Raw genomic sequence first — 24,890 nt, forward strand, 5'->3', positions numbered from 1 at the left:
ATACCCCCTTTGGGGGATGGGGGCTATGAAAAAGATAAAAACCCAAGTAGGTATCATCGGAGCGGGGCCGGCAGGATTAACGCTGGCGCATTGGCTCAAAAAACACGGCATTGAATCAGTCATTATCGAAAACCGCAGTAGCGAATATGTTCAATCTCGCGTAAGAGCTGGTTTGTTGGAGCAAAATACCGTTGATATTTACAAACATTTGGGTTTAGCCGACCGCCTTGTAAAAGAAGGTCAGGAACACCATGGAGTGTGTTTGAATTTTGACGGAAAGCGCATTCGCGTGCCTTTTGGTGAATTGACCAATGGTCGGAATATCACCATTTACGGCCAACAGGAAGTGGTCAAAGACCTGGCCGATGCGTGGTTGGTGGGAGGCGAGCAGCTGTATTTTGAAGCTTCAGCCACCAAAATTGAGGATTTTGATACATCAAAACCAAAAATACATTTTGAATATGAAGGTGAACCCGGAATCATTGAATGTGATTTTGTGGCGGCCTGTGACGGTTTCCACGGCGTAGGTCGAAAAACGTTACCCAAAAATGTGTTCAACGAATTTTCCATTACCTACCCATTCAGTTGGTTGGGGATTTTGGCCAACGTTGCTCCGTCGTCCGAGGAGTTGATCTATGCGTACCATGAAAATGGGTTTGCGTTGCACAGTCTTCGTTCGGAAAAAGTAAGCCGCCTGTACATTCAGGTAGAAAATGACGACCGCGTCGAAAATTGGTCCGATGATCGGATTTGGGAAGAGCTTTCCATTCGCTTGGGTACCGAAGGGTGGAAACTGAACTCAGGACCTATTTTTGAGAAAAGCATCACGCCAATGCGCAGCTTTTTTACGGACAATATGCAATCCGGACGCTTGTTTTTGGCAGGAGACGCCGCGCACATTGTGCCCCCAACGGGCGGGAAAGGCTTAAATCTGGCCGTGGCGGACGTGAAGCACTTGGTAGATGGATTGGTGGATTTCTACAAAAACAACTCCCTGAAGCAGTTGGACAATTATTCCACCATTGCCCTCAAACGAATCTGGCGAGCGCAGGATTTTTCCAACTTTATGACTACGCTTTTCCACAAACAGGATGCCCACGGGTCGTTTCAATACCATTTACAAAAAGCCAAGTTTGACTATATTACCCTATCAAAAGCATACGCCACCACGATTGCCGAAAACTACGTAGGTTTGCCTTTTGAGACGTTTGAGTGAGTCTAAGTTATACGTTCAATAACTCTGTTAATATCATTGAGGCTTAATACTTTGATAGTAGCTTGTCCGATATGGGTTTTGGCATAAATAACCCCATTTTCAATTTCAAAATGGTCTTGCCAAATATCTTCTCTGGGATTGAATAGCCGAATGAAAACTTTATCAGGGAGTAAAATGGTTCCTATGTCACTGCCTTTGGCGTTGTTACAAGCGAAACAGGCGTAAGCTAAATTCTCAAGCGTACTTCCTCCATCATGTTTACGACTTATGATGTGGTCAATTTGGTGAGGGAAATAAATGTCATCATCGGAGATTTGGCAGTACTCACAACAATGGTTGGCTCTTTTGATGACATTTTTACGAATAGTCTCTGAAATATAGCGGTTCATAGTGAGAGCTGTTTTTTTGCTCTTTTTTTTGCCATTCGCATAATGTGTTCGATCAGTAAAAAATTTTCTAATTCCTTTATTTCCTCTTCTGAAAGGGTACTTTCTTTTTTCTTTTCAACTAAGAATTCCACTCTTTCCTGAAGGGCCTGAGAAGGATGATAAGTCAGTACTTCTTCAGGGGCAGGAAATGACGTAATAAAATCAATAACCTCATCAATTGGGCGAAGCGTAATCATAGTCTGTTTTTTTTACGAATATACAAAAATCTCGCAAAACGAAATGAAAGAAGTATCTATTATAGACTTACATACGGCCGCTGCCATGGTAAAAGATGGCGATACGCTTCTACAGGGCGGATTTGGAATGACGGGCAATCCCGTTCACCTCATGCACGCCCTTGCTGAAATCGGCACCGGAAACCTTACGTTTATCGGTAATAATACGGGCGAACCAGGCTTGGGAGGCGGGCGTTTGCTCCGCAACGGCCAACTTAAAAAGATGATTGGGTCGTTTTTTACGTCCAATCCCGATGCCGTTAAAGCCGCTCAATCGGGAGCCGTAGACTACGAATTGCTTCCGCAGGGCACGCTCGCCGAAGCCCTCCGCGCGGGCGGAGCAGGTATCGGTGGATTTTATACGCCCACGTCTGCCGGTACGCTCATTGCGCAGGGACGGGAAACCAAAATCATTGATGGCGAAGAACAGGTATTTATCAAAGGGTTGCGGGGAAATGTGGCCTTTATTCGGGCGTGGCGGGCCGATACCGCAGGGAATTTGCAATACCGTATGACCGAAAATAACTTCAACAAAGCCATGGCTACCGCTGCCGATTTAGTAATTGTCGAAGTGGAAGAGATTGTTCCCGTAGGTGAAATTGCCCCTGAGCATGTGCATACGCCGGGCTGTTTTGTGGATTATTTGGTGGAAGCCAAAATTACCCTCGCAGATTTGGGCTCGTCGGCGTCGGTAAGTTCTTCCAAAAAAGTGGATGAATCGCGGATGAACATGGCCAAACGGGCATTGGCAGAATTGAAAAAAGGCGATGTCGTGAACCTCGGCATCGGCATTCCGACGCTTGTGGCGGATTTCATCACACCCGAACACGGTATCATTCTCCACACCGAAAACGGGATGTTGGGTGTAGGTCCCGTACCGACGGACGGTGGCGGAGCGATGGATTATCCGGTCAACGCGGGAAAAATTCCCGTTACGGCCTTGCCGGGCAGCAGTTATTTCGACAGCGCCGATAGCTTTGCCATGATTCGTGGCAAACACATCGACGTGGCTATTATGGGTGGTTTGGAAGTGGACGAAGCCGCGAATCTGGCCAACTGGGCGGTGCCCGGCAAACCGCTTTTGGGCGTGGGTGGTGCGATGGATTTGGCCAAAGGTGCTAAAAAATTGATCATCACCATGACCCATACCAACCCTGACGGTTCATTGAAAATTGTTCCCGATTGTGTTTTACCGCTTACGGCTTCAAACGTAGTGGATCTGGTCATTACAGAATTGGCGGTTTTTGGGTATCCCAACGGAAAACTCACGCTGATAGAACTCATGCCAAATGTGACGTTGAAAGAAGTGAAAGTGAAAACGAGTGCGGCGTTTGAAATTGCTTTGTAATTGAAAAAAGCTAAATAGAGTCATCGTATTGACGGAATTTATCTAAATAGCGTCAATACAATGACGGAATTAACGGAAATGCCTATCCCGAAGCCAAATTTGAGGTAATTACCAAAGAAAACTATTTAGAATTTATTGTGTAAACCAATGCAAAATAAAAATATTCCCCCATTGGGGGGGAGGGGGCCGGAATCCTTCATCATAGATGCCATACGTACGCCTATCGGAAGTTTTGGCGGAAGTTTATCGCCTGTTCGGGCGGACGATTTGGCGGCGTTACCCATTATCGAACTCATCAAACGTAACCCAAGCATTCCCCTTGAGGTCATTGAAGATGTGATTTTGGGTTGCCATAATCAGGCGGGAGAAGACAACCGTAACGTGGCTCGCATGGCGCTGTTGCTGGCGGGACTGCCCTTTACCGTCCCGGGCGAAACCGTCAATCGGCTGTGTTCGTCGGGGATGTCGGCAGTGATTCATGCCAATCGGGCCATTAAAGCAGGCGATGGCGATGTGCTGATTGCGGGCGGAATGGAACACATGACGCGCAGTCCGTGGGTAATTTCCAAAACGTCCAAACCGTTTGGCAACGATGCGCAGATGTTCGATTCGAGCTTTGGCTGGCGGTTTATCAACTCCAAAATGCAGAAAATGTACGGCACGGATGCCATGGGCGTAACCGCCGAAAATCTGGCCGAACTGTACAGCATCAGTCGCGAAGACCAAGACCTTTTTGCGTACAATTCACAGCAAAAAGCCTTTGCCGCGCAGCAAAACGACGTATTGGCCGAAGAAATTGTTCCCGTAGAATTGGTGGATAAAAAGGGAGTTGTGACGGTTTTTGCCAACGATGAATTCATCAAAGGAACGACAACGCTCGAAAAATTGGCCCAACTCAAACCTGCCTTCAAAAAAGAAGGAGGCACCGTGACGGCAGGAAACGCCTCAGGCCTGAACGATGGCGCGGCGGCGATGTTCATTGCTTCCGAAGAAGGGGTGAAAAAATACCATTTGGCTCCCAAAGCCCGCATCGTAAGCTCAGGCGTGGTAGGTGTAGAGCCCCGCATCATGGGCATTGGCCCCGTCACGGCTTCGCAAAAAGCACTCCAAAAAGCAGGTTTGACACTCGACGACATGGACGTGATTGAATTCAACGAGGCCTTCGCAGCCCAATGTTTGGCCGTCTCCCGAAATCTAGGCTTGGCTGATAATGACCCCAGAATTAATCCCAACGGAGGCGCCATTGCCTTGGGCCATCCGCTTGGCATGTCGGGGACGCGTATCATTCAAGCGGCAGTGAATCAGTTAATTAGAACAAAAAAACGCTACGCGCTTGCGTCCATGTGTGTTGGAGTGGGGATGGGATATGCGGTAGTGATTGAACGAGTGTAACGGATGACCAAAAAACAGGAACGTACCATCATCCTTCTCTTGGGGGCATTACAGGGCATCGGGCCGTTTTCGACCGATATGTACCTGGCTGCCTTTCCGAGTATTGCCGCGGATTTAAAGGTGTCTATTGCGCAGGTGGCCTACTCCATGAGTAGCTATTTTGTGGGGATTTGCCTTGGGCAATTACTGAACGGCCCGCTGATTGACCGTTTTGGCCGAAAGATTCCGCTGTTGCTTATGCTCGCGGTGTACATCTTGGCAAGCGTTGGCTGCACCATGGTTACTTCGGTCGAAGGGCTCATTATACTTCGTTTCTTTCAGGCCATTGGCGGCAGCATGGGGATGGTGGCTAATCGCGCCATTGTTAGGGACGTGTTTCCTGCCAATCGACTCGCGCATGTTTTTTCGACCATGACCCTCGTGATGGGCGTTGCTCCCATCATTGCCCCGACCGTGGGAGGGTTTGTGGTGGTGGGCTTAGGCTGGCGGGCTATCTTTTGGGTATTGGCCGGGTTTGCCTTTTTTGTTTCTGTGTTGGTCTATTTTCTGCTTTCCGAATCCAAAGGCAAAGACCGCAGTATTTCGCTGAAACCGCAGGCCGTCATTGCTGATTTTTATTCCATCCTTCGCAATCCTGCGTTTCTGGCCTATACTATCGTGGGAGCCATGAATACGGCCGGGATTTTTACGTTTATTTCCAACGCTCCTTTTGTGTATATGGAATTATTGGGCGTAACAGAGAAAGAATTTGGTTGGTTTTTTGGCTTTAATGCCGTGTTTTTTGTGGCGGGAAGCCAGTTAAATCGGTTATTATTAAAGTATTATAACAGTGAAACCATTGCGTTCAGGGGATTACTGACGCAGGCCGCGATGGGCGTAGCGTTACTGATTTTTGTGCTGTTGGGTCAACTTTCCCTGCCCGTTATCATGACATTGGTAGGATTCTATTCGCTTTGTTTGGGAATGATCGGGGCCAATGCCATGGCGCTGGCGATTCGACCGTTTACTAAAAATGTAGGTTCCGCTACGGCACTTATGGGCAGTATTCAAATGGGGGCGGGTGCGGTGGCGTCAGCGGTATGCAGTTATTTTTATGACGGTACGGCCAAACCGATGGTCATCGTGATGACGGGCGTAGCTTTTATCGGCCTGTTGGCAATATGGGCCGGTTCTTTCCGTAAAACAGTTACTACGAATAACTAACCTATGAAGACTTTTTCGTGCCGAAACATTCAATTTTTGCTCTACGAAGTACTGAACGCGGAATCATTGACGCAGTTCGAGAACTTCAATGCCCACGACCGGGAGACGTTTGACATGACGTTGGATACGGCCACCGAAATCAGCGAAAAAATCATGTTGGCCAATTACATGGACTCGGACCGGAAACAACCCGAACTCGAAAACGGTCATGTGAAAGTCCATGAAGGGGTTCATGCCTTTATCAAAGCATACGCTGAATCGGGATTGCTTGCGGCCACGTTTCCGTTGGAATGGGAAGGGCAGCAATTACCGAAAACGGTCAACGCCGCGGTCGAGTACATCTGCATGTGCGGGCACAACAGCTTTATCATGTTCACCGATTTGGCAGTGGGCTGTTCCAATTTGATTCTGAATTTTGGAACCGACGAACAGAAACGCCAATTTATACCGCACTTATTATCAGGAAAATGGGGTGGAACCATGTGTCTGACCGAACCGCAGGCAGGTAGTTCATTATCGGACATCAGCACAATGGCTACTCCTCAAGCTGACGGTACGTATAAAATCAACGGACAGAAAATCTTCATCTCGGCAGGAGATCAGGATTATGCAGAAAACATTATTCATTTGGTTTTGGCCCGCATTAAAGGGGCACCCAAAGGCACCAAAGGAATTTCCCTTTTTATTGTTCCGAAAATGGCATTAGCACCCCCATTGGGGGCGGGGGGGCTTAACGACGTAGCATCCATCGGAATCTTTCACAAAATGGGGCAAAAAGCGACGCCGGCACTTCATTTGGGATTTGGTGAAAACAATGAATGTGTGGGGTATCTGCTCGGAGAAGCGCATAAGGGACTGCCTCAAATGTTTCAGATTATGAACGGTGCGCGATTGGGCGTGGGCCTGACGGGTATTTCAATTGCTTCGGCAGCGTATTATGCGTCGTTGCAATATGCACATGAGCGTACGCAGGGACGACGATTGAATGCCAAAAATGCTCAAAATGAGCCGACTGCTATTCTGAATCATCCCGACGTGCGGCGAATGTTGCTGACCCAAAAAGCGGTCGTAGAAGGTGCGTTAGCGTTTATTTTTCAATGTTATGACTACATGGATTTGCTCAAAGTGAGTGAGACGATAGAAGATAAGACCAAGTACGACGCCCTGCTCGAATTGCTCACGCCCGTGGCAAAAACCTATGGGGCCGAAATGGGCATTGTATCGGTCAATCAGGGTTTACAGGTGCTGGGCGGCTATGGCTATACCGAAGATTTTCCGTTGGAACAAATGGCGCGGGATGTGCGCATCATGAGCATCTACGAAGGCACCACGGGGATTCAATCGCAGGCCTTATTGGGTCGACAGGTGACTCGCAATAATGGATTGGGCCTGAAACTTTGGCGGGAAGAAGTGCAGAAAGAGGTAACTGAAGCAACGAACTATGAATTATTTACACCTTATTGCAATGCGCTCACGAATGCCTTGCAGCGTTTTGAGGTGGTTACCAATCATTTGCTGGGAATTGCGGGTCAGGGGGATGCCGAGGTATTTATGGCGGATGCCACGCTTTACATGGAATTTTTCGGCATCCTGAATGTGGCATGGCAATGGCTTCGCATGGGGCAGGTTGCTCAAAAAGCACTTTTAACGCAAAACGTGAGTGAAGACGACCGGGTATTTTATGAGTCGAAAATTCAAACCATGCAATTTTTTTATAAATACGAACTGTCAAAAATCCATTATTTGGCGGATTGCCTGTTAAATACAGAGGTGTTGACAGTCGTTGGAGAACGAGAAATTATTATCTAAACCCAAATGAACGAAAAACTCCCCCATTGGGGGGCGGGGGGCGACCTATGAAAATCATCATTATTGGAGGCGGAATCGGGGGACTTACCACGGCCTTGTGCCTACATCACGCAGGCTTTGAAGTCAAGGTGTTTGAATCGGTCAAAGAAGTCAAACCGTTGGGGGTGGGCATTAATACCCTGCCCCATTCTGTGCGCGTGCTGACCAATCTCGGTTTGCAGAACACTATTGCGCAAAATGCCATTGAAACCACTGATTTGGCGTATTTTAACAAATTCGGGCAACCCTTTTGGTCGGAGCCGCGCGGGCGGTTTGCGGGCTATAAATGGCCACAGTTTTCGGTGCATCGCGGTACTCTGCAAATGATTTTGTTTGAAGAAGCCAAGCGGGTATTGGGTGCCGACGCCATCGTTGCCAACCATCATTTGGGTTCGTTTGAACAAACAGATAACGAAGTCATTGCGCATTTTATAAACCGCGAAACGGGTGAGCCGATTCACCGGGAAACAGGCGATGTGTTGATCGGGGCCGACGGAATTAACTCCGTAGTGCGCCAACAACTGTACCCCAACGAAGGGCCGCCTGTGTATTCCGAAAATGTACTGTATCGTGGTACCACCCGTATGAAACCTTTTCTCAACGGCACTACCATGGTGATGATCGGGCACATGGGACAAAAAATGGTGGTGTATCCCATTGACCCGACGCCCGACGAAAACGGCGACTATCTCATCAATTGGGTAGGCAATCTGAGAGAAGGAAAATCGAAACTCACCGCCCGTGATTGGAATCGCGAAGCGGACAAAGCGCGTTTGGTAGATATTTACAAAGATTGGACGTTTGATTGGATCAATGTGCCAGCCATGATTGACGGTGCAAAAGCCGTATATGAGTTTCCGATGTCGGATCGTAACCCGCTGGATCGTTGGACATTTGGTCGAGTTACATTGTTGGGTGATGCCGCCCATCCCATGTACCCCATTGGTTCCAATGGTGCTTCGCAGGCGATTTTGGATGCGGATTACCTGACCGAATGTTTGCTGAAATACGTAAATCCGTTGGAAGCCTTGGAAGCATATGACCGTGAACGCGTTCCTGCGGCGGCAAAAGTGGTCTTACAAAACCGCGCCAAAGGTCCCGACCAAATCATGGACATGATGGAAGAGCGCTTTCCTGACGGCTTTTCGGAAGAAGAAATACCGCACGCAGAGTTGGAAGAAGTAATGGATCATTACAAGAAGGTGGCGGGCTTTGATGTTCAAACTCTGAATAAGAAAGGGTAAAAACGGAAATACGGGAAATGGAATAACGGATAATGGATTAACGGAACACGGATAACCGATTAACGGATAACGGATAACGACCAACAAATATGGAAGTAGAATTTGCTTTTGAGTTACGGGTAGAAGTGTCGGCGATTCAGGTCATGGGAGATACGCCAAAGGGAAACCGCCGCATGATTCCGATTACGGGCGGGACCTTTGAAGGAAAAAATATCAAAGGGATCGTACAGCCGGGGGGGTATGATTGGCAAATCATTCGCACTGATGGGGTAGCAGAATTGGACGCCCGTTACGTGTTGGTGACCGACGATGGAGTTTTAATAACGATTGTCAATCAGGGACTTCGTCACGGAAAACCCGAAGTGATGCAACGACTGGCCGAAGGAAAAGATGTGAACCCTTCAGAATATTATTTCCGTTCCATTCCTGTTTTTGAAACCGTTGACCCCAAATACGCGTGGTTGACCCGTTCCGTTTTTGTAGCCACCGGCATTCGCAAACCCGACAAAGTCCTGATTCAGGTGTATAGGGTAATTTGAGTAAATTTATTCACTAAATCACCGCACGGGCGAACCCGTCATTCACCATTCACAATTAATTATGATCAATAAAGTAGTAACCGGGGCCGATGCGGCCATTGCAGATATTCAGGACGGAGCCGTATTGATGTTGGGGGGATTTGGATTGTGCGGTATTCCTGAAAATTGTATTGCAGCTCTGGTGGAGAAAGGAGTCAAAAACCTGACCTGTATTTCAAACAATGCTGGCGTGGATAATTTTGGAATTGGGTTGATGCTTCAAAAGCATCAGGTCAAAAAAATGATTTCGTCGTACGTGGGTGAAAACAAGGAGTTTGAACGACAGTTGCTCTCGGGAGAACTGGAAGTGGAACTGATTCCCCAAGGTACGCTTGCCGAGCGGATAAGGGCAGGAGGAGCGGGGATACCTGCGTTTTTTACCCCGGCCGGGGTAGGAACCGAAGTAGCCGAAGGCAAAGAAGTCAGGGAGTTTAACGGAAAAAAATACCTGATGGAATCGTGGCTAAGAGCTGACTTTTCAATCGTGAAAGCCTGGAAAGGGGATACTTCGGGGAATCTGGTTTTTAGAGGTACTGCCCGAAACTTCAATCCCATGATGGCAGCAGCCGGCACGGTTTGCATTGCCGAAGTGGAAGAATTGGTTCCGGCGGGAGAGTTAGAACCCAACGAGATTCACGTTCCGGGCATCTATGTTCAGCGGATTTTTGAAGGTAAAAACTACGAAAAGCGAATTGAGCAACGGACAACGGCCCCCAGCCCCCTAACCCCCAATGGGGGAACAAATCTTTTACGGGATTCTTCCTATTGGCAAAAAGCGGATCCTTTTACTTATGGACTTTTGAAAGATTATTCAAAGAGAATGAGAAATAATCCTACTCAAGCTGAGGAAATTATGTGGGAGGGGTTAATTGGGAAAAAGTTGGAAGGATATAAGTTTAGAAGACAACATATTATTGGCCAATACATTGCAGACTTTGTTTGTTTAAGAGAGGGGTTGATTATCGAAATTGACGGGTCTATTCATCAATTGCCTGATAATCTGGTATCAGATAAAGAAAGAACAATTTGGTTGGAAAATGAAGGGTATCATGTTCTTCGTTTTACAAATGATGAGATACTTTTTAAACGAGAAGAAGTTCTAAAAAAGATTGAAACCCATTTAAAATCAGCGTATAAAGGAGCTCCCCCATTGGGGGCGGGGGGGGCTGGACCGCTCGACAAATTCGGCATTGCCAAACGCATTGCCAAAGAACTTCGTGATGGTTACTATGTCAACTTGGGCATTGGAATTCCCACCTTAGTGGCCAACTACATCCCCGAAGGTATCAACGTAGTACTGCAATCAGAAAACGGCTTGCTCGGCATTGGGCCATTCCCTACGGAAGAGCAAGTGGATGCAGATTTAATCAATGCAGGAAAACAAACAGTAACCATGCAGGACGGCTCTTCGCTGTTCAGTTCGGCGGAGAGTTTTGCCATGATTCGCGGTGAACACGTGGATTTGACCATTTTGGGAGCCATGGAAGTGTCTGAAAATGGGGATATTGCCAATTGGAAAATCCCCGGAAAGATGGTGAAAGGCATGGGCGGTGCGATGGATTTGGTGGCTTCTGCCAAAAATATCATCGTAGCCATGCAGCACGTCAACAAAGCGGGTGAATCCAAATTGCTCAAAAAATGCAGCCTGCCTCTGACGGGTATTAGTTGTGTCAAGAAAATCGTGACCGAACTCGGCGTGTTTGAAGTTGTGCCCGAAGGAGGCTTTAAACTATTGGAAATTGCACCGGGGATAACGGTTGACTATGTTGAGTCAGTGACGGAAGGAAAGTTGATTGTGGAAGGTGAAGTGCCGGTGATTGAGGTTTAAGAGATTGTTTATAGTGCCATTGCAGGTGTTTTTCACCTGCAATGTTAAGCCAGCTATTGATTCCAAAGAAAACATTGGTGAAAGCACCACCGTTGGCATAACATCAAAGTTGGCCAATCATTATCAATTCATTCCTCTATACTCATTTGGACTTACTCCCACCTTTTGCTTAAAGAATCGGGTAAAATGCTGCGGGTATTTGAAGCCCAATTCGTAAGAAATCTCACTGAGCGATTTAGCGGTGTCAAAAATCCGCTCTTTCGCCAAATCAATCAGATGAAGCTGAATGTATTCCAAAGCGGTTTTCCCCGTTTCTTTTTTGATTAAATCGCCAAAATAATTGGGGGAAAGATGCAATTCATCGGCAAAATAGGCAACGGTTGGCACGCCGTTGGTTTTCAGTTTTTCGCCCAACAAATACTCGTTCAGTTTTTGCTCAAATTGCTCAATAATGCCGTGATTGACATGCTCGCGGGTGATAAACTGGCGGTCATAAAATCGCGAACAATATTTCAGAAGCAACTCAAGATTGGCCACGATCAACTTTTTACTGTGCCGGTCAATGTTTTGTTCGATTTCGGTGGCAATATTTCCAAAACAAGTAGTTACAACTTCTTTTTCTTTCTCCGAAAGATGCAATGCTTCATTGGATTGGTAGCTGAAGAATGAATATTCGTGAATCTGCTTGCCCAAACTCATGCCTTTGATAAGATCGGGATGAAAGATGAGGGCCGTGCCGTAAGGTTGATGCAGTTCGCCTTCGGGCTCGTTGGTGATGATCTGCCTTGGTCCAAAAAACACCACGGTTCCTTCGGCATAATCATAATATTGATTGCCATAGCGCAAATCCCCGCAGTGGGATTCTTTGATGATGACCGCATAAAAATTCAGCCTGAATTTGGTCCTTATTAATGGGGCAGCCTTATCCAAATCAACCAAATTGATAAGCGGGTGCAACGTTTTGTTGTTGAATGTCTCACTGTACTTTTTGATGGTATCGTAGATGAGCATCTGCGTGTTTTTTAGTCAAAACTACAAACGAAAAAGTGAACTCAACGTACCGACCGTAAAAATGGTAAGTAAAACCGTAAAATGTATAAAGGCAATCTTATAGGTACAGGGTAATTTTGCAGAAGATTATTTTTGAACGAATAACATCCTCTAAATGAAGTACATAAATACGATTTTCTTTTTAGTTCTTTTTGCATTTGTTTCACAAACGAGCTTAGGACAGTCTCCCGACAGTACCCAAAGAGTCTCCACTTTTTCGGGTTCGGTGGGCATCACCAACAATGGTTTTTCTATCGTTCCGACATTCTCTTTAAACAGTCCGGCAACCATCATGAATTTTTATTGGCGTAAAAAAAGATTCAGTTTTGACCGCTGCGGCGGACCGTCCTGACATTCGCCTTGTTCCGGATGCGAGCAAAGGCGGTTTGATTTTTTGGTTCAGGTACCGACTGATCGAACAAAAAAAGTTCAGTTTGAGGATTGGATATCATCCTGCCTTTACGCTTATACGCCGCAACCTAACCGAGAACGGAAAAACGACCGAAATAACCGAACTGTTGCGATTTCTGGCTTTTGAGGTTGTACCAAATTATAAAATCACGCCTAATTGGAGCATTGGAGCCGTGTATTTGCACGGTAGCGGTTTGCAAAAAAATGGCCCGCAAAACACCGATGTTTTCTTCTTAAACAATAGTATTTCCAACATCAAGGTAGGCGGAGATATCAGACTGCATCTTATTCCGATGGTGTATTTGTTGCTTACCGACGGCAGCCGAGGAACCTATTTTTCAGGAACCGCCATTCTGTCCAAAAAGGATTTTCCGTTCACGCTTCAATCTACGATAAACCAAACTTTCCGGTCGAATATATCCGGTAACAAAGACTTTATGTGGAATGTAATGGTCGCCTATAACTTTAGCAGAAGCTTTAGAATCTTAAAATAACAAGTTCCAATTCTAATACGCCTATGCTTTAGGTGATATGTGAGTTAATGAAAAATTAAATGAACAAAGAAAAAGACATTTTCGAACGAATGCTGGAAGGGGGTATTATTCGATATGAAGACCCCCAATTTCCCCAAATTACGGAGATTGTCAACGAAACCATGAAGTTGTCGCAAAAGCTGAACGCCTCAACCGACAGCAGCGAAGTACGGCAGTGGTTGAGTAAAATAATCAGAAAGAAGGTGGAGGAATCAACTACCGTATTTATTCCTTTTCACACCAATTTCGGGCGATTTATCAACATCGGAGAAAATGTGTTTATCAATCACGGCTGCAGTTTTTTGGATTTAGGCGGTATCACGATTGAAGACGATGTACTGATTGGCCCGAATGTTCAGCTCATCACCGAAAATCATCCGATTCAACCCACTGAACGTAAAGCACTTGATTTAAAATCAATCCTGATAAAACGGAATGCGTGGGTTGGGGCAGGGGCAATCATCCTGCCGGGCGTAACGGTGGGCGAAAATTCGGTAGTAGCCGCCGGGGCGGTTGTCACCAAAGACGTTCCTGACAATACCGTAGTTGCCGGAGTTCCGGCTAAAGTGGTTAAAATATTATAAAACGTACCAATGAAGTATTCACACCAACTTTTGACAGTAGCCGGCATACTTATAGTGATGTTGTTACTGTCAAATTGTAAAAACAGTAAAAATCTGAAAAAAATGGAAACTGCTAATCAACATTCGATTTTTCCAAAAGGGCAAAGACTCCCCACTGATTGGTTTACCGGCGAAGCATTTTTGCACCCTTTGGTCGTCAAAGATAAAAATCATGAATTCTCGGCCGGGGCAGTCACTTTCGAGCCGGGTGCCAGAACCCACTGGCATACGCATCCTAAAGGACAGGCTTTGATTGTGATCGAAGGACAAGGGTTTTATCAGGAAAAAGGGGCGGAGGCAAGAGGAATTAAAAAAGGGGATGTTGTGAATATCCCTGAAAATGTAGAGCATTGGCACGGTGCATCAGCTACTACAAAAATGGTCCACATTGCCATTACCAATTATAAGGAGGAGGTGCAGGTTACGTGGATGAATCCCGTCACGGATGAAGAGTTTGACAAAGTAAATCACTGAAAGCGGTAGTCGGGTTCGCGGCCAAGTTTGTGACGAGAAAGGTCACGGTTACTTAAACAATCACCAACTAAATCAATGGATGATATGAGTGTAAAAATTATAAACGCTTATTGAGCAGAAGCTTCTACGGCACCGATAAAACATGTAACCATATCGCGCAGGGATGTTACGCCTCAGGATGTGGAAATAGATATTCTGTATTGCGGTATTTGTCATTCCGATCTACACGCTGTTCACAATGATTGGGGTGGCACAGTCTATCCGATTGTTCCCAGTCACGAGATTATTGGAAAAATCACAAAAATTGGGGAAGGAGTTACCAAATTTAAAGTAGGCGATTTGGCCGGGGTGGGATGTATCGTAGATAGTTGCCGCGAATGCGATCATTGTCACGATGGAAACGAACAATTTTGCGATAAGGGTTGGACCGTAGTCTTCAACTCACCCGACAAAAAACACGGCGGCATTACCTATGGTGGATTTTCGGAAAGCATTATAGTGGATGAAAATTATGTAGTGAATATTCCCGAAACATTGGATTTGGCCGGTGCAGCCCCGATTCTTTGTGCGGGTATTACGGTATATTCTCCTTTAAAGCACTGGAAAACAGGCCCCGGAAAAAACGTCGGTATCATCGGGCTGGGCGGTTTAGGCCACATGGCCATCAAAATCGCCAAGGCAATGGGCGCTTACGTAACGGTATTTACCATTTCCCAGGCAAAAGCTGAAGATGCGGAACGTTTGGGTGCGGATAAGGTCGTTTTGTCATCTGACGCGGGACAAATGAAAAATTGTCCAAAACAGGACATGATTTTAGACACGGTATCTGCCAAACACAACGTAAATGTTTACCTGAATTTGTTAAAAGTAGACGGTTCATTGGTCTTGGTTGGATTGCCCAATGAACCTCTGGAAGTAGGGGCTTTTAATGTTGTGAATGGACGAAAAAGTTTCTCCGGTTCTAACATCGGCGGTATCGCCGAAACCAAGGAAGTGCTTGATTTTTGTGCAGAGCATAACATCACCGCAGAGATTGAACTCATTAACCCTGAGCAGATCAATGAGGCTTTTGAGCGGTTGGAAAAAAGTGAAGTGAAATATCGCTTTGTGGTGGATATGAAGTCTTTTAAATAAAGAGAAAACGACTTTGGTGATTACCCCAAAGTCGGCTGTAGTTCGCTTATTTACTTAATGCTAAAAGTGTAAAGCGGTAGTAGGCAGTATTTTTTAATAATTATTCAACCATTTCATTAGTAAAAAAACGTATGAAAAATCAGAAACAGCAATCCAGAAGAAGGTTCATTCAGCAATCTTCATTTGCGGGAGCGGGTGTAATGCTTGCAAGTTTTTTCACAAAAAAGTACTATTAAACCTATTGGCAAGAATATAAAGTCGAAAGGTTATGCCGCCAAAAATGCATCGGGGAAATTAAGCCCTTGGGAATTCGAAAGAAAACCAGTGGGGGATAACGACATTCTGATTGATATAAAATTTGCGAGTATCTGCCATTCCGATATTCACCAAATGAAAGGCGATTGGGGAAAACAACAATATCCGCAGGTACCGGGTCATGAAATTGCCGGAATTGTGGCGGCAATAGGAAAAAATGTTACAAAATTTAAAGTGGGCGACAGAGCGGGTGTTGGCTGCATGGTGGATAGTTGTATGCATTGCGATAGTTGTAAACATGGCGAAGAGCAATTCTGTGATAATGGAGAAACGCTTTTTACCTATGGCTATCCCAATAAAAACTCACCTACAGGCATTACGCAAGGTGGCTACTCAACCAATATTGTAGTAAAAGACCATTTTGCGGTTCATATTCCCGACAACATCAGTCTTCAGGATGCCGCGCCATTGCTTTGTGCCGGGATTACAACCTATTCGCCATTGATGAGGGCAAATTTTAGAAGAGGCGATAAAGTGGGCGTTGCGGGTATTGGAGGATTGGGACACTTGGCGGTAAAATTAGCCGTGTCGAAAGGGGCTGATGTGTACGCATTTACAACATCAAAGGATAAAGTAAAAGACATTCTTGCATTTGGTGCAAAAGAAGCAATTGTGGTCGATAATATCGCAAAACTAAAACCATTCAAAGGAATGTTGGATTATATGGTTTCCACCATACCGACCCAATATGATGTAGCAGCTTACGCCTCTATGGTAAAAAGAGGAGGCTCTTATACGCAATTAGGAATGCCTGCGGGTTTTGAACTAACACTCAATAATTTAGGCTTAGCAACGTCGAATGTAAATTTTAATGCCTCCCTCATTGGTGGTATTCCTGAAACACAGGAAGTAGTTCACTATTGTGCGGATAATAATGTGTTGCCGCAAATACAAATTATTAAAGCCGAACAGATAAATGAAGTCTGGGAAAAAGTGATGAATAAAGAAGCCAGATACCGCTATGTAATTGATGCCGCATCTTTCTGAAAATGCGGAAACGGAAAGTTTTATTAGTGCCTTTGCAGGTGTTTTGCGCCTGCAAAGTTTTTTAAATAAAGAGTTCAAATGAAAATAGACACGCTAATCAAACAAATCACTATGAAACGGTTATTGCTGACTTTCTCTTTTATGTTTTCAATGATTGCCTGTTTAGCCTCCTGCGATAAAGATAATTTACCACCAAATAATACCGAGGAAATGACAACTGACAATGCAGTAAAAAGCAACAAAGTTCGGATCAAAATCGGAGCAAGCACCTTTACGGCCACTCTTTTGGATAACCCCACCGCAAAAGCTTTTAAGGCGTTGTTGCCCCTGACAATCAGCATGAAAGAACTCAATAACAACGAGAAGTTTTTCGATTTGCCGAAAAGTCTTCCCACAAATTCGTCTGTCCCGGCAAGTATTCAATCGGGCGATTTGATGTTGTACGGTTCAAACACGTTGGTGCTTTTTTACAAGTCATTTTCAACCTCTTACAGCTATTCAAAGCTTGGGAAAATAGAGGATGTAAACGGGCTTGTGGCGGCACTTGGGACGGGCAATGTCACGGTTACATTTGAAATGGAGGAGTAAAGGGATAATTAGTGCCTTTGCAGGTATTTTTTGACCTGCAAAAGAACCTATGCTAAATAGGACTTTAGTAAGAACACCAAAGTCGGCCAGACCGTTGATAAACTGACTGGTAAGAGTATTGGAAAGTTTGCCTGTACTTTACTGAAAGATTCAAAAAGCGCAATGACCAAAAAGAAGAACACTCCGATTCCGATTCTGAAGCCATCGCAGTTTGATGATTATTTGTTTGCGGGCTGGAAAGCGCCTATTTCGGGGTTTTACGACCGATTTCACGTTTCGCGCATCGAGGATTATAAACATCACTTGACGCTGCCGTTGTTGCCCCACCGCCGGTCGGTTTGTTTTTTTGTATTTCTAACCCAAGGAAAAGTCATCCGCAGCAAAGGGCTGACCAATTATGAAATTACTTCCGATTCTTTCTTTTTTCTTGCCGCCGACCAAATCACGTCGTTGGAGTACGTCAGCGCTGATGCCGAAGGGTTTTATTGCCATTTTCTGCCCGAAATCTTCAATCAATCGGTTTTCAAAATTGATTTTGAAAATGACTTTCCCTTTTTTCAACTCACCGGCGAGCCGCTGCTGAAAGTAAGCGACAAAGAGCGTTTTGTGCAGTTATTGCATATTCTTGAAAATGAAAATTACAGAAACCGGGAAGAGCGTTTTGCGTTGATTCCCCTTTACTTGCATACGCTTTTATCGGAATTGAAACTCCAAATGGAGCCTGCTGCGCTAAAAGTAAAAAATGCGTCGGCACTGCTTACACAACGCTACAAAAATGCCCTTTCGGAGTTTATCTATGAGAAAAAAACGGTGGCTGAATTTGCTGATTATTTGGCCGTTACGCCCAACCATCTCCACAAATGTGTCAAAGCCGCTACGGGAAAATCAGCCCATCACCTGCTTGATGATATGCGTATTTTAGAGGCAAAAGTGTTACTGAAACAAACAGATCTGACCATTGGTGAAATTGCCTTCAAAATTGGCCGCTTTGAACCCAGCGATTTCAGCCGATTCTTTAAAACAAATACGGGAATGACGCCTTCGAAGTATAGACTAAGTGAATGACGAATGACTCGAATGACGAGTGACGAATGGTTTTGCGGGGCATTTGTGTGAATAATGAATTATTCAAATGGCTCAAGCAGCACATTTTTGCGAATGATGAGCGGCCCGCCGCCGCGGGTTAGAATAACGAGGACTAATAAATACATTCAAATTCGGTATTTAAAATTCGTTACTCGTCATTCGAATAATTCGTCACTCGAAATTTATTATTTAAAAAAAGATTGTTTTTGCATACTATTCAACGTTTCTTGCCTACCATCTGAGCTAAAAAAAGCGCAACTTTGCATTGTGTTATTCTGATATATTTTTGTAACATTTCAACCCAACGCAATTGATGCCCTCTTCGCTCCGCGCTTCGTGGTATGCCGTTTTTGTGCTGACCCTGGCCAATATTTCTTCGTTTATTGATCGTCAAATTTTGAGTCTGTTAGTAAAGCCCATCAAACGGGATTTGCACCTGTCGGATACCGAAATGAGTTTGTTGATGGGGCTGAGTTTTGCAATTTTTTACACGTTGTTCGGCATGTTCATCGGGCGACTTGCCGACCGAAGCAGCCGCCGAAATATCATTCTGGTAGGTATTACGGTCTGGTCGGCCATGACGGCACTTTGCGCGGGCATTGGCAATTATTTTCAGTTTTTCATGGCGCGTATGGGTGTTGGTGTGGGAGAATCGACGCTGTCGCCTTCGGCTTTTTCGCTGATTGCCGATCTGTTTCCTAAAAATCGTTTGGCGACGGCCATGAGCGTGTTTTCGATGGGCGTATTTCTGGGCTCGGGTTTGGCAATGCTCATCGGCTCGGGAATTGTGGCCAAATTGCCCGCCGAAGGGATGGTTACGGTGCCTGTTTTTGGTGAAATTTTCCCCTGGCAATTGATTTTTCTGTACGTAGGATTGCCCGGATTAGTAATTGCTTTATTGCTTCTTACGGTTAAGGAACCCGCGCGTACCAATACTTTAATGGTTAAAAATCAAACGGTTAAACTTTCTTTTTCGGAATCGCTGAAAATCATTTTTAAACATAGAAAAGCCTACTTGCTGATTTGCTTTGCCACGGCCTGTCAGGCATTGATCAATTACGGCTGCAATGCGTGGATACCCACGTTTGTCATTCGTACCTACGGTTGGGAAGCTCCGAGAGCAGGGGCATTTTATGGAGCCGTCGTGGTCGTTGCTTCGCTGTTGGGCGTTTTGTTTGGCGGTTGGTATGCTGATAAACTGACCAAACAGGGCATCGCTGACGGCCGATTGCGCGTGGGTGTTTTGGGGATATCGATGGCACTTTTTGCCTTTTTTATACCGCTCCTGCCCAAAGCCGAATGGGCGTTATTAGCTATTTCCATTCCTGTTTTTGGTTTGGCGTCTCCTTTCGGGGCGGCCACGGCGGCAATTCAGGAAATCATGCCCAACCAGGTACGGGCGTTGGCTTCGTCGATTTTTCTTTTTATTCTCAACCTGATCGGCATTGGCCTGGGGCCGTTATTGGTGGCCTTTTTTACCGATTTTGTTTTTAAAGACGAATCTATGATTCGCTATTCCATTGTATTTCTATACCTGATAGGTGGCGGCTTTGGTCTGTTGTTCAGTTGGTTATCGTTGAAGCCTTACCGACTTGCAGTGCAAGAGTATAAATAGGGACAAGTTTTTAATTTTTACGTGATTCAACGTCAAAAGAGTATGCTGCAAACTGAAATAAAAGACGAACTTTTGTTCGTAAAAATCAATCGCCCCGAAAAGCGAAATGCCATCAATGATGAACTGCTTTTGAGCATTGAGACCGTTTTTACGACGATACCTGCCGGCATCAAATGCGCGATTATTTACGGAGAAGGCTCCCATTTCAGCGCGGGCCTCGACCTTTCGGCCTTGCGGGAAAGAGATATCGTGGAGGGACTGCGTCATTCCCGAATGTGGCATCGGGTCATGGAGAGAATTCAGTTTGGTACCGTACCCGTCATCGCGGTTTTGCACGGTGCCTGTGTGGGAGGAGGATTGGAAATTGCGGCGGCGTGTCATATCCGAGTAGCCGAAAAAAGCACCTTTTATGCTCTTCCGGAAGGGCAGCGCGGGATTTTTGTGGGCGGCGGTGCTTCGGTGCGGTTACCCAAACTCATCGGCATGGCGCGCATGACCGACATGATGCTCACGGGCCGGGTGCTGACTGCCGAAGAAGGACTGACCTATGGACTTTCACAATACGTAACGGAAGAGGGAAAAGGACTCGAAAAAGCGGTTGAGTTGGCTAAAAAAATTGCTTCCAACGCCGAAATAACCAACTACGCCCTGATGCACGTTTTGCCCAAAATCGTTGATTCGGGACAAACAGAGGGATTGATGATGGAATCGCTCATTGCGGCGATCTCGTCGGCAAGCCCAGAAGCTCAAAAGCGATTACAGGATTTTTTGGAAGGACGCGCCAAAAAGGTGATTTAATTAGTGAGATACAGACAGTTAAGCTATGTTTAAAGATACTGCATTTGGGCCAACGATTACCGAAAAAACGACACAAGCGGATGGCTCCGTTTTGTTGAAATTACAACAACCGTTGGCGGAGTTTCCCGAAAAATTAACCCAAAAACTCATTGATTGGACTAATAAAGAGCCCGATAAGTTATTTCTGGTGCATCGAAACCCTACAACCGGTAACTGGGAAGGAATATCGTATGCGGAAACGGTGCAGAAAGTACGCGGCATTGCCCAATACTTGCTCGACCTGCATTTTTCTGAGGGCGAAACCATCGTTATTCTTTCTGAAAATAGTCTCGAACACGCGCTTTTAGCCTTGGCGGCGGTTCACATCGGCATTCCGTATTCGCCGATTTCTCCGCCGTATTCGTTGATTTCCAATGATTTTGGAAAGCTGAAACATTGTCTGGAAGTGATGACCCCCAAAGTCATTTTTGCCCAAAATGGAAAAGTATATGCCCAAGCCCTGACCTTGGCCAAACAGCTTTTTCCCGAGGCGAAAATCGTGACGGTCGAGTCGGGAATGGAGATAGATTTTGCTGAATTGTTAAATACGGTACCTACCGAAGCCGTAGAAGCGGCGTATTCTAAGGTAAATGCCGATACGGTAGCCAAAGTGTTATTTACTTCGGGATCAACGGGTTTGCCCAAAGGCGTCATCAACACGCAGCGGATGTGGTGCGCCAATTTACAGCAAATTACGCAGGTGTTTCCTTTTATGGCATCTGAGCCGCCTGTGTTTGTGGATTGGCTGCCATGGAACCACACTTTTGGCGGAAATCATAACTTTGGATTGACCCTTTACAACGGCGGCACGCTTTACATCGACGAGGGTAAACCTACGCCGAAGGGCGTCGAAATGACGGTTCAAAATCTGCGCGGCATCTCGCCCACGGCGTATTTTAACGTGCCCAAAGGCTTTGAAATGTTGATTCCTTACTTTGAAAAAGAGCCTGAGTTACGAAATACATTTTTTAAAAATTTACATATTCTTTTTTATGCCGGTGCCAGTTTAGCGCAGCCCGTCTGGAACCGCCTGGAAGAGTTGGCGTTGGAAACCATTGGCCAAAAAATTCCCATCATTACCGGTTTAGGCTGTACTGAATCGGGACCCTCGGCCATGTTTGCGAGTTGGCACGGGGCGTTTTCAGGCTTGTTGGGCGTGCCGGTGGCGGGCATGGAAGTAAAATTAGTGCCCGATGGCGATAAAATGGAGGCACGCTACAAAGCACCCAATGTCACGCCCGGTTATTGGCGGAATCCCGAAGCGACCGCCAATGCCTTTGATGAAGAGGGATATTACAAAACGGGCGATGCGGTGAAGTTTGTGGACGAAAATGAGCCTGATAGAGGCTTGGCGTTTGACGGTCGCATTGCCGAAGATTTCAAATTGTCGACCGGAACGTGGGTGAATGTGGGCGTTTTGAAGGCCAAAGTGTTAACGGCAGGTTCGCCTATTGTGCAGGATGTGGTCATTGCGGGACTGGACCGTGATTATGTTGGGGTCATATTATTTTTAAATCCCGATGCCTGTCGGAAATTGGCAGCATTGGATGAATATATTGCTAATGAGGATGCTTTTCAGCATGAATCGGTGCAAAAATTCATTGATGAAATGCTGGAACGCTTACAGGCACAGGCGACGGGAAGTGCAACTTTGGTAGCCAAAGCCGTTATCGCCATCGAGCCGCCTTCCATTGATTTGGGGGAGATCACTGATAAAGGTTCACTGAATCAGCGGGCCGTATTGAAATATAGAGCTAATTTGGTGGAGAAATTGTACGGGAAACGGTGACTCTTTGATACTTCTTGTCGTAAATTTTTTTTACACAGAGTTACACAAAGGTTTACGCAGAGAAGCACAGAGTATAATCGGATTTAAAAAATTAAAGCGCGTAGAGAATTGAATTTAAAAAATCTGTGAAAATCCGTGTTCCGAAGGATCCGTTTCATCCGTGTTCCATAGAAAACGATTGAATTATGCAATTACAACAAAAAACTTTCCTCGTCACCGGTGGAGCTTCGGGCTTGGGATTTGCCACGGCAAAAATGATTGTGGAAAATGGCGGTAATGTCGTTTTGCTCGATGTGAATGAAGAGGCAGGACAAAAAGCCGAACGTGAATTAGGGCCACAGGCCCGTTTTGCGAAAACCGATGTAAGCGACGAAGGACAGGTTCTGGATGCCATTGATTTGGCTATCAGTACGTTTGGAGGTATCAATGGCGTAGCCAATTGTGCCGGTATCGGCCCTGCCCAACGAGTAGTGGGGAAAAACGGCCCTCACGCGTTAGGGCTTTTCTCGAAAGTCATCCAAATCAACCTTATCGGCACCTTCAACGTCATTCGATTGGTAGCGGCTGTCATGCAAAACAATGAAGCGGGAGGCAGCGGCGAACGGGGAGTTATCATTAACACCGCATCAGTGGCGGCCTTCGACGGTCAAATCGGGCAGGCCGCTTATTCGGCGTCCAAAGGCGGTATTGTAGGTATGACGTTGCCGATTGCACGCGAGTTGGCGCGATTCGGCATTCGGGTAATGACCATTGCGCCGGGGATTTTTGAAACCCCTCTGCTCATGGGAATGTCCGACGATATCAAAGCTTCGCTGGGCCAACAGGTGCCGTTTCCTTCGAGGCTGGGTCAGCCCGATGAGTACGCGGCATTGGTGAAACATATCATTGAAAATCAAATGCTTAATGGCGAAGTGATTCGCCTTGACGGAGCCATCCGAATGGCAGCAAAATAGCTATGTACTTTATTTTTTACCAAGAACTGATAACGATTAACCGATAACTATACAATGAATCCTCCTTTCAGAGCCGACCACGTGGGCAGTTTGCTGCGTACGCCCGAAGTAAAAGAAAACCGCTTCAAATGGAAAAAAGGCGAAATTTCAGCCGAAGAATTGCGCGCCATTGAAGACGCAGGCATTGCCGAGACCGTCAAAAAATTGGAAGCTACGGGCATGAAATCTATCACCGACGGAGAATTTCGTCGGGATTATTTTCACCTTGATTTTTTGAAAGAATTGGATGGCGTCACCGTCACGGGCGGCATCGATGCTAACCCAAATGCCAAAGCGGCAGAAGATGGATTTACGCCGCCAAAATTGAGCGTAACGGGCAAATTAAAACACGTTAAAGACATTCAGGTGGCTGATTTTGAGTACTTAAAATCAGTCGTAACCCAAACGCCGAAAGTCTCCATTCCATCGCCGACGATGGTGCATTTCAGAGGTGGGCGCAAATCGATAGACATCAATTCGTATCCCGACATGGACGAGTTTTTCCATGATTTGTCGGTGGCGTATCGGCAGGAAATTGATCATTTGTACAAAGCAGGACTGCGTTATTTGCAATTGGATGATACTAATTTGGCCTACCTCTGCGACCCAAAAATGCGGGCCGCTGCCGCCGAACGCGGCGAAGACCCCAACGAATTGCCCAGAACTTACGCCGCGCTGATCAATTCGGTCATTGACGGCCGTCCCGAGGATTTGACGGTCGGCATTCACCTGTGCCGAGGCAATTACCGGAGTACGTGGTTTGCCGAAGGCGGTTATGAACCCGTCGCGGAAATTCTGTTTAACAGCATCAACGTAGACGCCTATTTTCTGGAATACGACGACGAGCGTTCGGGCGATTTTGCACCGTTGCGTTTTGTGCCCAAAGATAAAAATGTGGTTTTGGGCATTATTTCGTCAAAAGTAAGAGCACTGGAAAGCATTGACGATTTGGCGAAACGCATTGACGAAGCCGCTCAGTACATGCCTTTGGAGCAGATGTGCGTGAGTCCGCAGTGCGGATTTTCATCCACTCACCACGGCAACGACCTGACTCACGATGACCAATGGCGCAAGATGGAATTGGTGGTGAATACGGCCATTAAAGTATGGGGCGAAGCATAAACGCAGCAGACAA

The 24,890-nt window shown here is 46.0% G+C and carries 24 protein-coding genes and 2 pseudogenes; 23 read left to right on the forward strand and 3 right to left on the reverse strand.

The window, feature by feature from the left end; genetic code table 11:
• Positions 1 to 25 precede the first annotated feature (25 nt).
• Entirely contained in the window at positions 26 to 1,216 is a 1,191-nt protein-coding gene (locus Q0081_RS06780; RefSeq protein WP_298350596.1) for a 4-hydroxybenzoate 3-monooxygenase, read from the forward strand.
• 2 nt (positions 1,217 to 1,218) lie between these two features.
• Here Q0081_RS06780 and Q0081_RS06785 read toward each other — a convergent pair whose 3' ends face one another.
• Positions 1,219 to 1,605: an HNH endonuclease gene (locus Q0081_RS06785; protein ID WP_298350598.1), complete on the reverse strand. Its 387-nt coding sequence runs from the start codon at positions 1,603 to 1,605 to the stop codon at positions 1,219 to 1,221.
• On the reverse strand, positions 1,602 to 1,841 hold the full coding sequence (locus Q0081_RS06790; protein WP_298350601.1) for a hypothetical protein: 240 nt from the start codon (positions 1,839 to 1,841) through the stop codon (positions 1,602 to 1,604). The genes Q0081_RS06785 and Q0081_RS06790 overlap by 4 nt, the downstream gene beginning before the upstream one ends.
• 43 nt (positions 1,842 to 1,884) lie before the next feature.
• On the opposite strand from Q0081_RS06790, the gene Q0081_RS06795 reads away from it, so the two are divergent.
• From Q0081_RS06795 to Q0081_RS06835, 9 genes and pseudogenes are all read left to right on the forward strand, one after another.
• Positions 1,885 to 3,228: a 3-oxoacid CoA-transferase gene (locus tag Q0081_RS06795; RefSeq protein ID WP_298350604.1), complete on the forward strand. Its 1,344-nt coding sequence runs from the start codon at positions 1,885 to 1,887 to the stop codon at positions 3,226 to 3,228.
• A gap of 147 nt (positions 3,229 to 3,375) precedes the next feature.
• Positions 3,376 to 4,620: a 3-oxoadipyl-CoA thiolase gene (gene pcaF / locus Q0081_RS06800; protein WP_298350605.1), complete on the forward strand. Its 1,245-nt coding sequence runs from the start codon at positions 3,376 to 3,378 to the stop codon at positions 4,618 to 4,620.
• 3 nt (positions 4,621 to 4,623) lie between these two features.
• Positions 4,624 to 5,823: a multidrug effflux MFS transporter gene (locus tag Q0081_RS06805; protein ID WP_298350607.1), complete on the forward strand. Its 1,200-nt coding sequence runs from the start codon at positions 4,624 to 4,626 to the stop codon at positions 5,821 to 5,823.
• Between the two features lie 3 nt (positions 5,824 to 5,826).
• A complete protein-coding gene (locus Q0081_RS06810; protein ID WP_298350609.1) occupies positions 5,827 to 7,632 on the forward strand; it encodes an acyl-CoA dehydrogenase in 1,806 nt (601 codons plus the stop codon).
• A gap of 47 nt (positions 7,633 to 7,679) precedes the next feature.
• Complete coding sequence (locus Q0081_RS06815; protein WP_298350610.1) at positions 7,680 to 8,915, forward strand: flavin-dependent oxidoreductase; 1,236 nt, start codon at positions 7,680 to 7,682, stop codon at positions 8,913 to 8,915.
• 89 nt (positions 8,916 to 9,004) lie between these two features.
• Positions 9,005 to 9,454, forward strand: coding sequence for a DUF3237 domain-containing protein (locus Q0081_RS06820; RefSeq protein WP_298350612.1), 450 nt, complete (start codon positions 9,005 to 9,007; stop codon positions 9,452 to 9,454).
• Positions 9,455 to 9,515: 61 nt separating this feature from the next.
• Positions 9,516 to 10,199 (forward strand): annotated as a pseudogene (locus tag Q0081_RS06825) (CoA transferase subunit A); the annotation flags it as partial.
• Positions 10,200 to 10,292: 93 nt separating this feature from the next.
• Positions 10,293 to 10,604, forward strand: a pseudogene (locus tag Q0081_RS06830) (endonuclease domain-containing protein); the annotation flags it as partial.
• A gap of 39 nt (positions 10,605 to 10,643) precedes the next feature.
• Positions 10,644 to 11,321 (forward strand): 3-oxoacid CoA-transferase subunit B, encoded by a 678-nt coding sequence (locus Q0081_RS06835; RefSeq protein WP_298350667.1) that lies wholly within the window; start codon positions 10,644 to 10,646, stop codon positions 11,319 to 11,321.
• Between the two features lie 123 nt (positions 11,322 to 11,444).
• On the opposite strand, the gene Q0081_RS06840 is transcribed toward Q0081_RS06835, so the two are convergent.
• Positions 11,445 to 12,332, reverse strand: a complete 888-nt coding sequence (locus Q0081_RS06840) for an AraC family transcriptional regulator (RefSeq protein ID WP_298350614.1) — start codon at positions 12,330 to 12,332, stop codon at positions 11,445 to 11,447.
• A 154-nt stretch (positions 12,333 to 12,486) separates the two neighbouring features.
• Here Q0081_RS06840 and Q0081_RS06845 point away from each other — a divergent pair, with 154 nt between their 5' ends.
• The 13 genes from Q0081_RS06845 to Q0081_RS06905 all read left to right on the forward strand — a co-directional run bounded on the left by Q0081_RS06845 (position 12,487) and on the right by Q0081_RS06905 (position 24,877).
• The gene (locus Q0081_RS06845; RefSeq protein WP_298350616.1) at positions 12,487 to 12,723 is read left to right on the forward strand and encodes a hypothetical protein; all 237 of its coding nucleotides are present in this window, start codon (positions 12,487 to 12,489) and stop codon (positions 12,721 to 12,723) included.
• Positions 12,698 to 13,276: a hypothetical protein gene (locus Q0081_RS06850; protein WP_298350617.1), complete on the forward strand. Its 579-nt coding sequence runs from the start codon at positions 12,698 to 12,700 to the stop codon at positions 13,274 to 13,276. Before Q0081_RS06845 ends, Q0081_RS06850 begins: the two co-directional genes overlap by 26 nt.
• A 59-nt stretch (positions 13,277 to 13,335) precedes the next feature.
• On the forward strand, positions 13,336 to 13,899 hold the full coding sequence (locus Q0081_RS06855) for a sugar O-acetyltransferase (protein WP_298350618.1): 564 nt from the start codon (positions 13,336 to 13,338) through the stop codon (positions 13,897 to 13,899).
• Between the two features lie 102 nt (positions 13,900 to 14,001).
• Positions 14,002 to 14,412, forward strand: a complete 411-nt coding sequence (locus tag Q0081_RS06860) for a cupin domain-containing protein (protein WP_298350619.1) — start codon at positions 14,002 to 14,004, stop codon at positions 14,410 to 14,412.
• 180 nt (positions 14,413 to 14,592) lie between these two features.
• Positions 14,593 to 15,546, forward strand: a complete 954-nt coding sequence (locus Q0081_RS06865) for an NAD(P)-dependent alcohol dehydrogenase (protein WP_298350622.1) — start codon at positions 14,593 to 14,595, stop codon at positions 15,544 to 15,546.
• A 204-nt stretch (positions 15,547 to 15,750) separates the two neighbouring features.
• Positions 15,751 to 16,848, forward strand: coding sequence for an NAD(P)-dependent alcohol dehydrogenase (locus Q0081_RS06870; RefSeq protein ID WP_298350624.1), 1,098 nt, complete (start codon positions 15,751 to 15,753; stop codon positions 16,846 to 16,848).
• 78 nt (positions 16,849 to 16,926) lie between these two features.
• Positions 16,927 to 17,436, forward strand: coding sequence for a cyclophilin-like fold protein (locus tag Q0081_RS06875; RefSeq protein WP_298350626.1), 510 nt, complete (start codon positions 16,927 to 16,929; stop codon positions 17,434 to 17,436).
• A 162-nt stretch (positions 17,437 to 17,598) separates the two neighbouring features.
• Complete coding sequence (locus Q0081_RS06880; RefSeq protein ID WP_298350628.1) at positions 17,599 to 18,501, forward strand: helix-turn-helix domain-containing protein; 903 nt, start codon at positions 17,599 to 17,601, stop codon at positions 18,499 to 18,501.
• Positions 18,502 to 18,835: 334 nt separating this feature from the next.
• Positions 18,836 to 20,137: an MFS transporter gene (locus Q0081_RS06885; protein WP_298350630.1), complete on the forward strand. Its 1,302-nt coding sequence runs from the start codon at positions 18,836 to 18,838 to the stop codon at positions 20,135 to 20,137.
• A 42-nt stretch (positions 20,138 to 20,179) separates the two neighbouring features.
• Positions 20,180 to 20,935 (forward strand): crotonase/enoyl-CoA hydratase family protein, encoded by a 756-nt coding sequence (locus tag Q0081_RS06890; protein WP_298350632.1) that lies wholly within the window; start codon positions 20,180 to 20,182, stop codon positions 20,933 to 20,935.
• Positions 20,936 to 20,960: 25 nt separating this feature from the next.
• Complete coding sequence (locus Q0081_RS06895; RefSeq protein ID WP_298350634.1) at positions 20,961 to 22,763, forward strand: feruloyl-CoA synthase; 1,803 nt, start codon at positions 20,961 to 20,963, stop codon at positions 22,761 to 22,763.
• 185 nt (positions 22,764 to 22,948) lie between these two features.
• Entirely contained in the window at positions 22,949 to 23,716 is a 768-nt protein-coding gene (locus Q0081_RS06900; protein WP_298350636.1) for a 3-hydroxyacyl-CoA dehydrogenase, read from the forward strand.
• 54 nt (positions 23,717 to 23,770) lie between these two features.
• Entirely contained in the window at positions 23,771 to 24,877 is a 1,107-nt protein-coding gene (locus Q0081_RS06905) for a 5-methyltetrahydropteroyltriglutamate--homocysteine S-methyltransferase (protein WP_298350638.1), read from the forward strand.
• Positions 24,878 to 24,890: the final 13 nt, after the last annotated feature.

It is taken from the genome of Runella sp., from assembly GCF_027484545.1.
In the GTDB taxonomy this organism is placed as follows: Bacteria; Bacteroidota; Bacteroidia; order Cytophagales; family Spirosomataceae; genus Runella.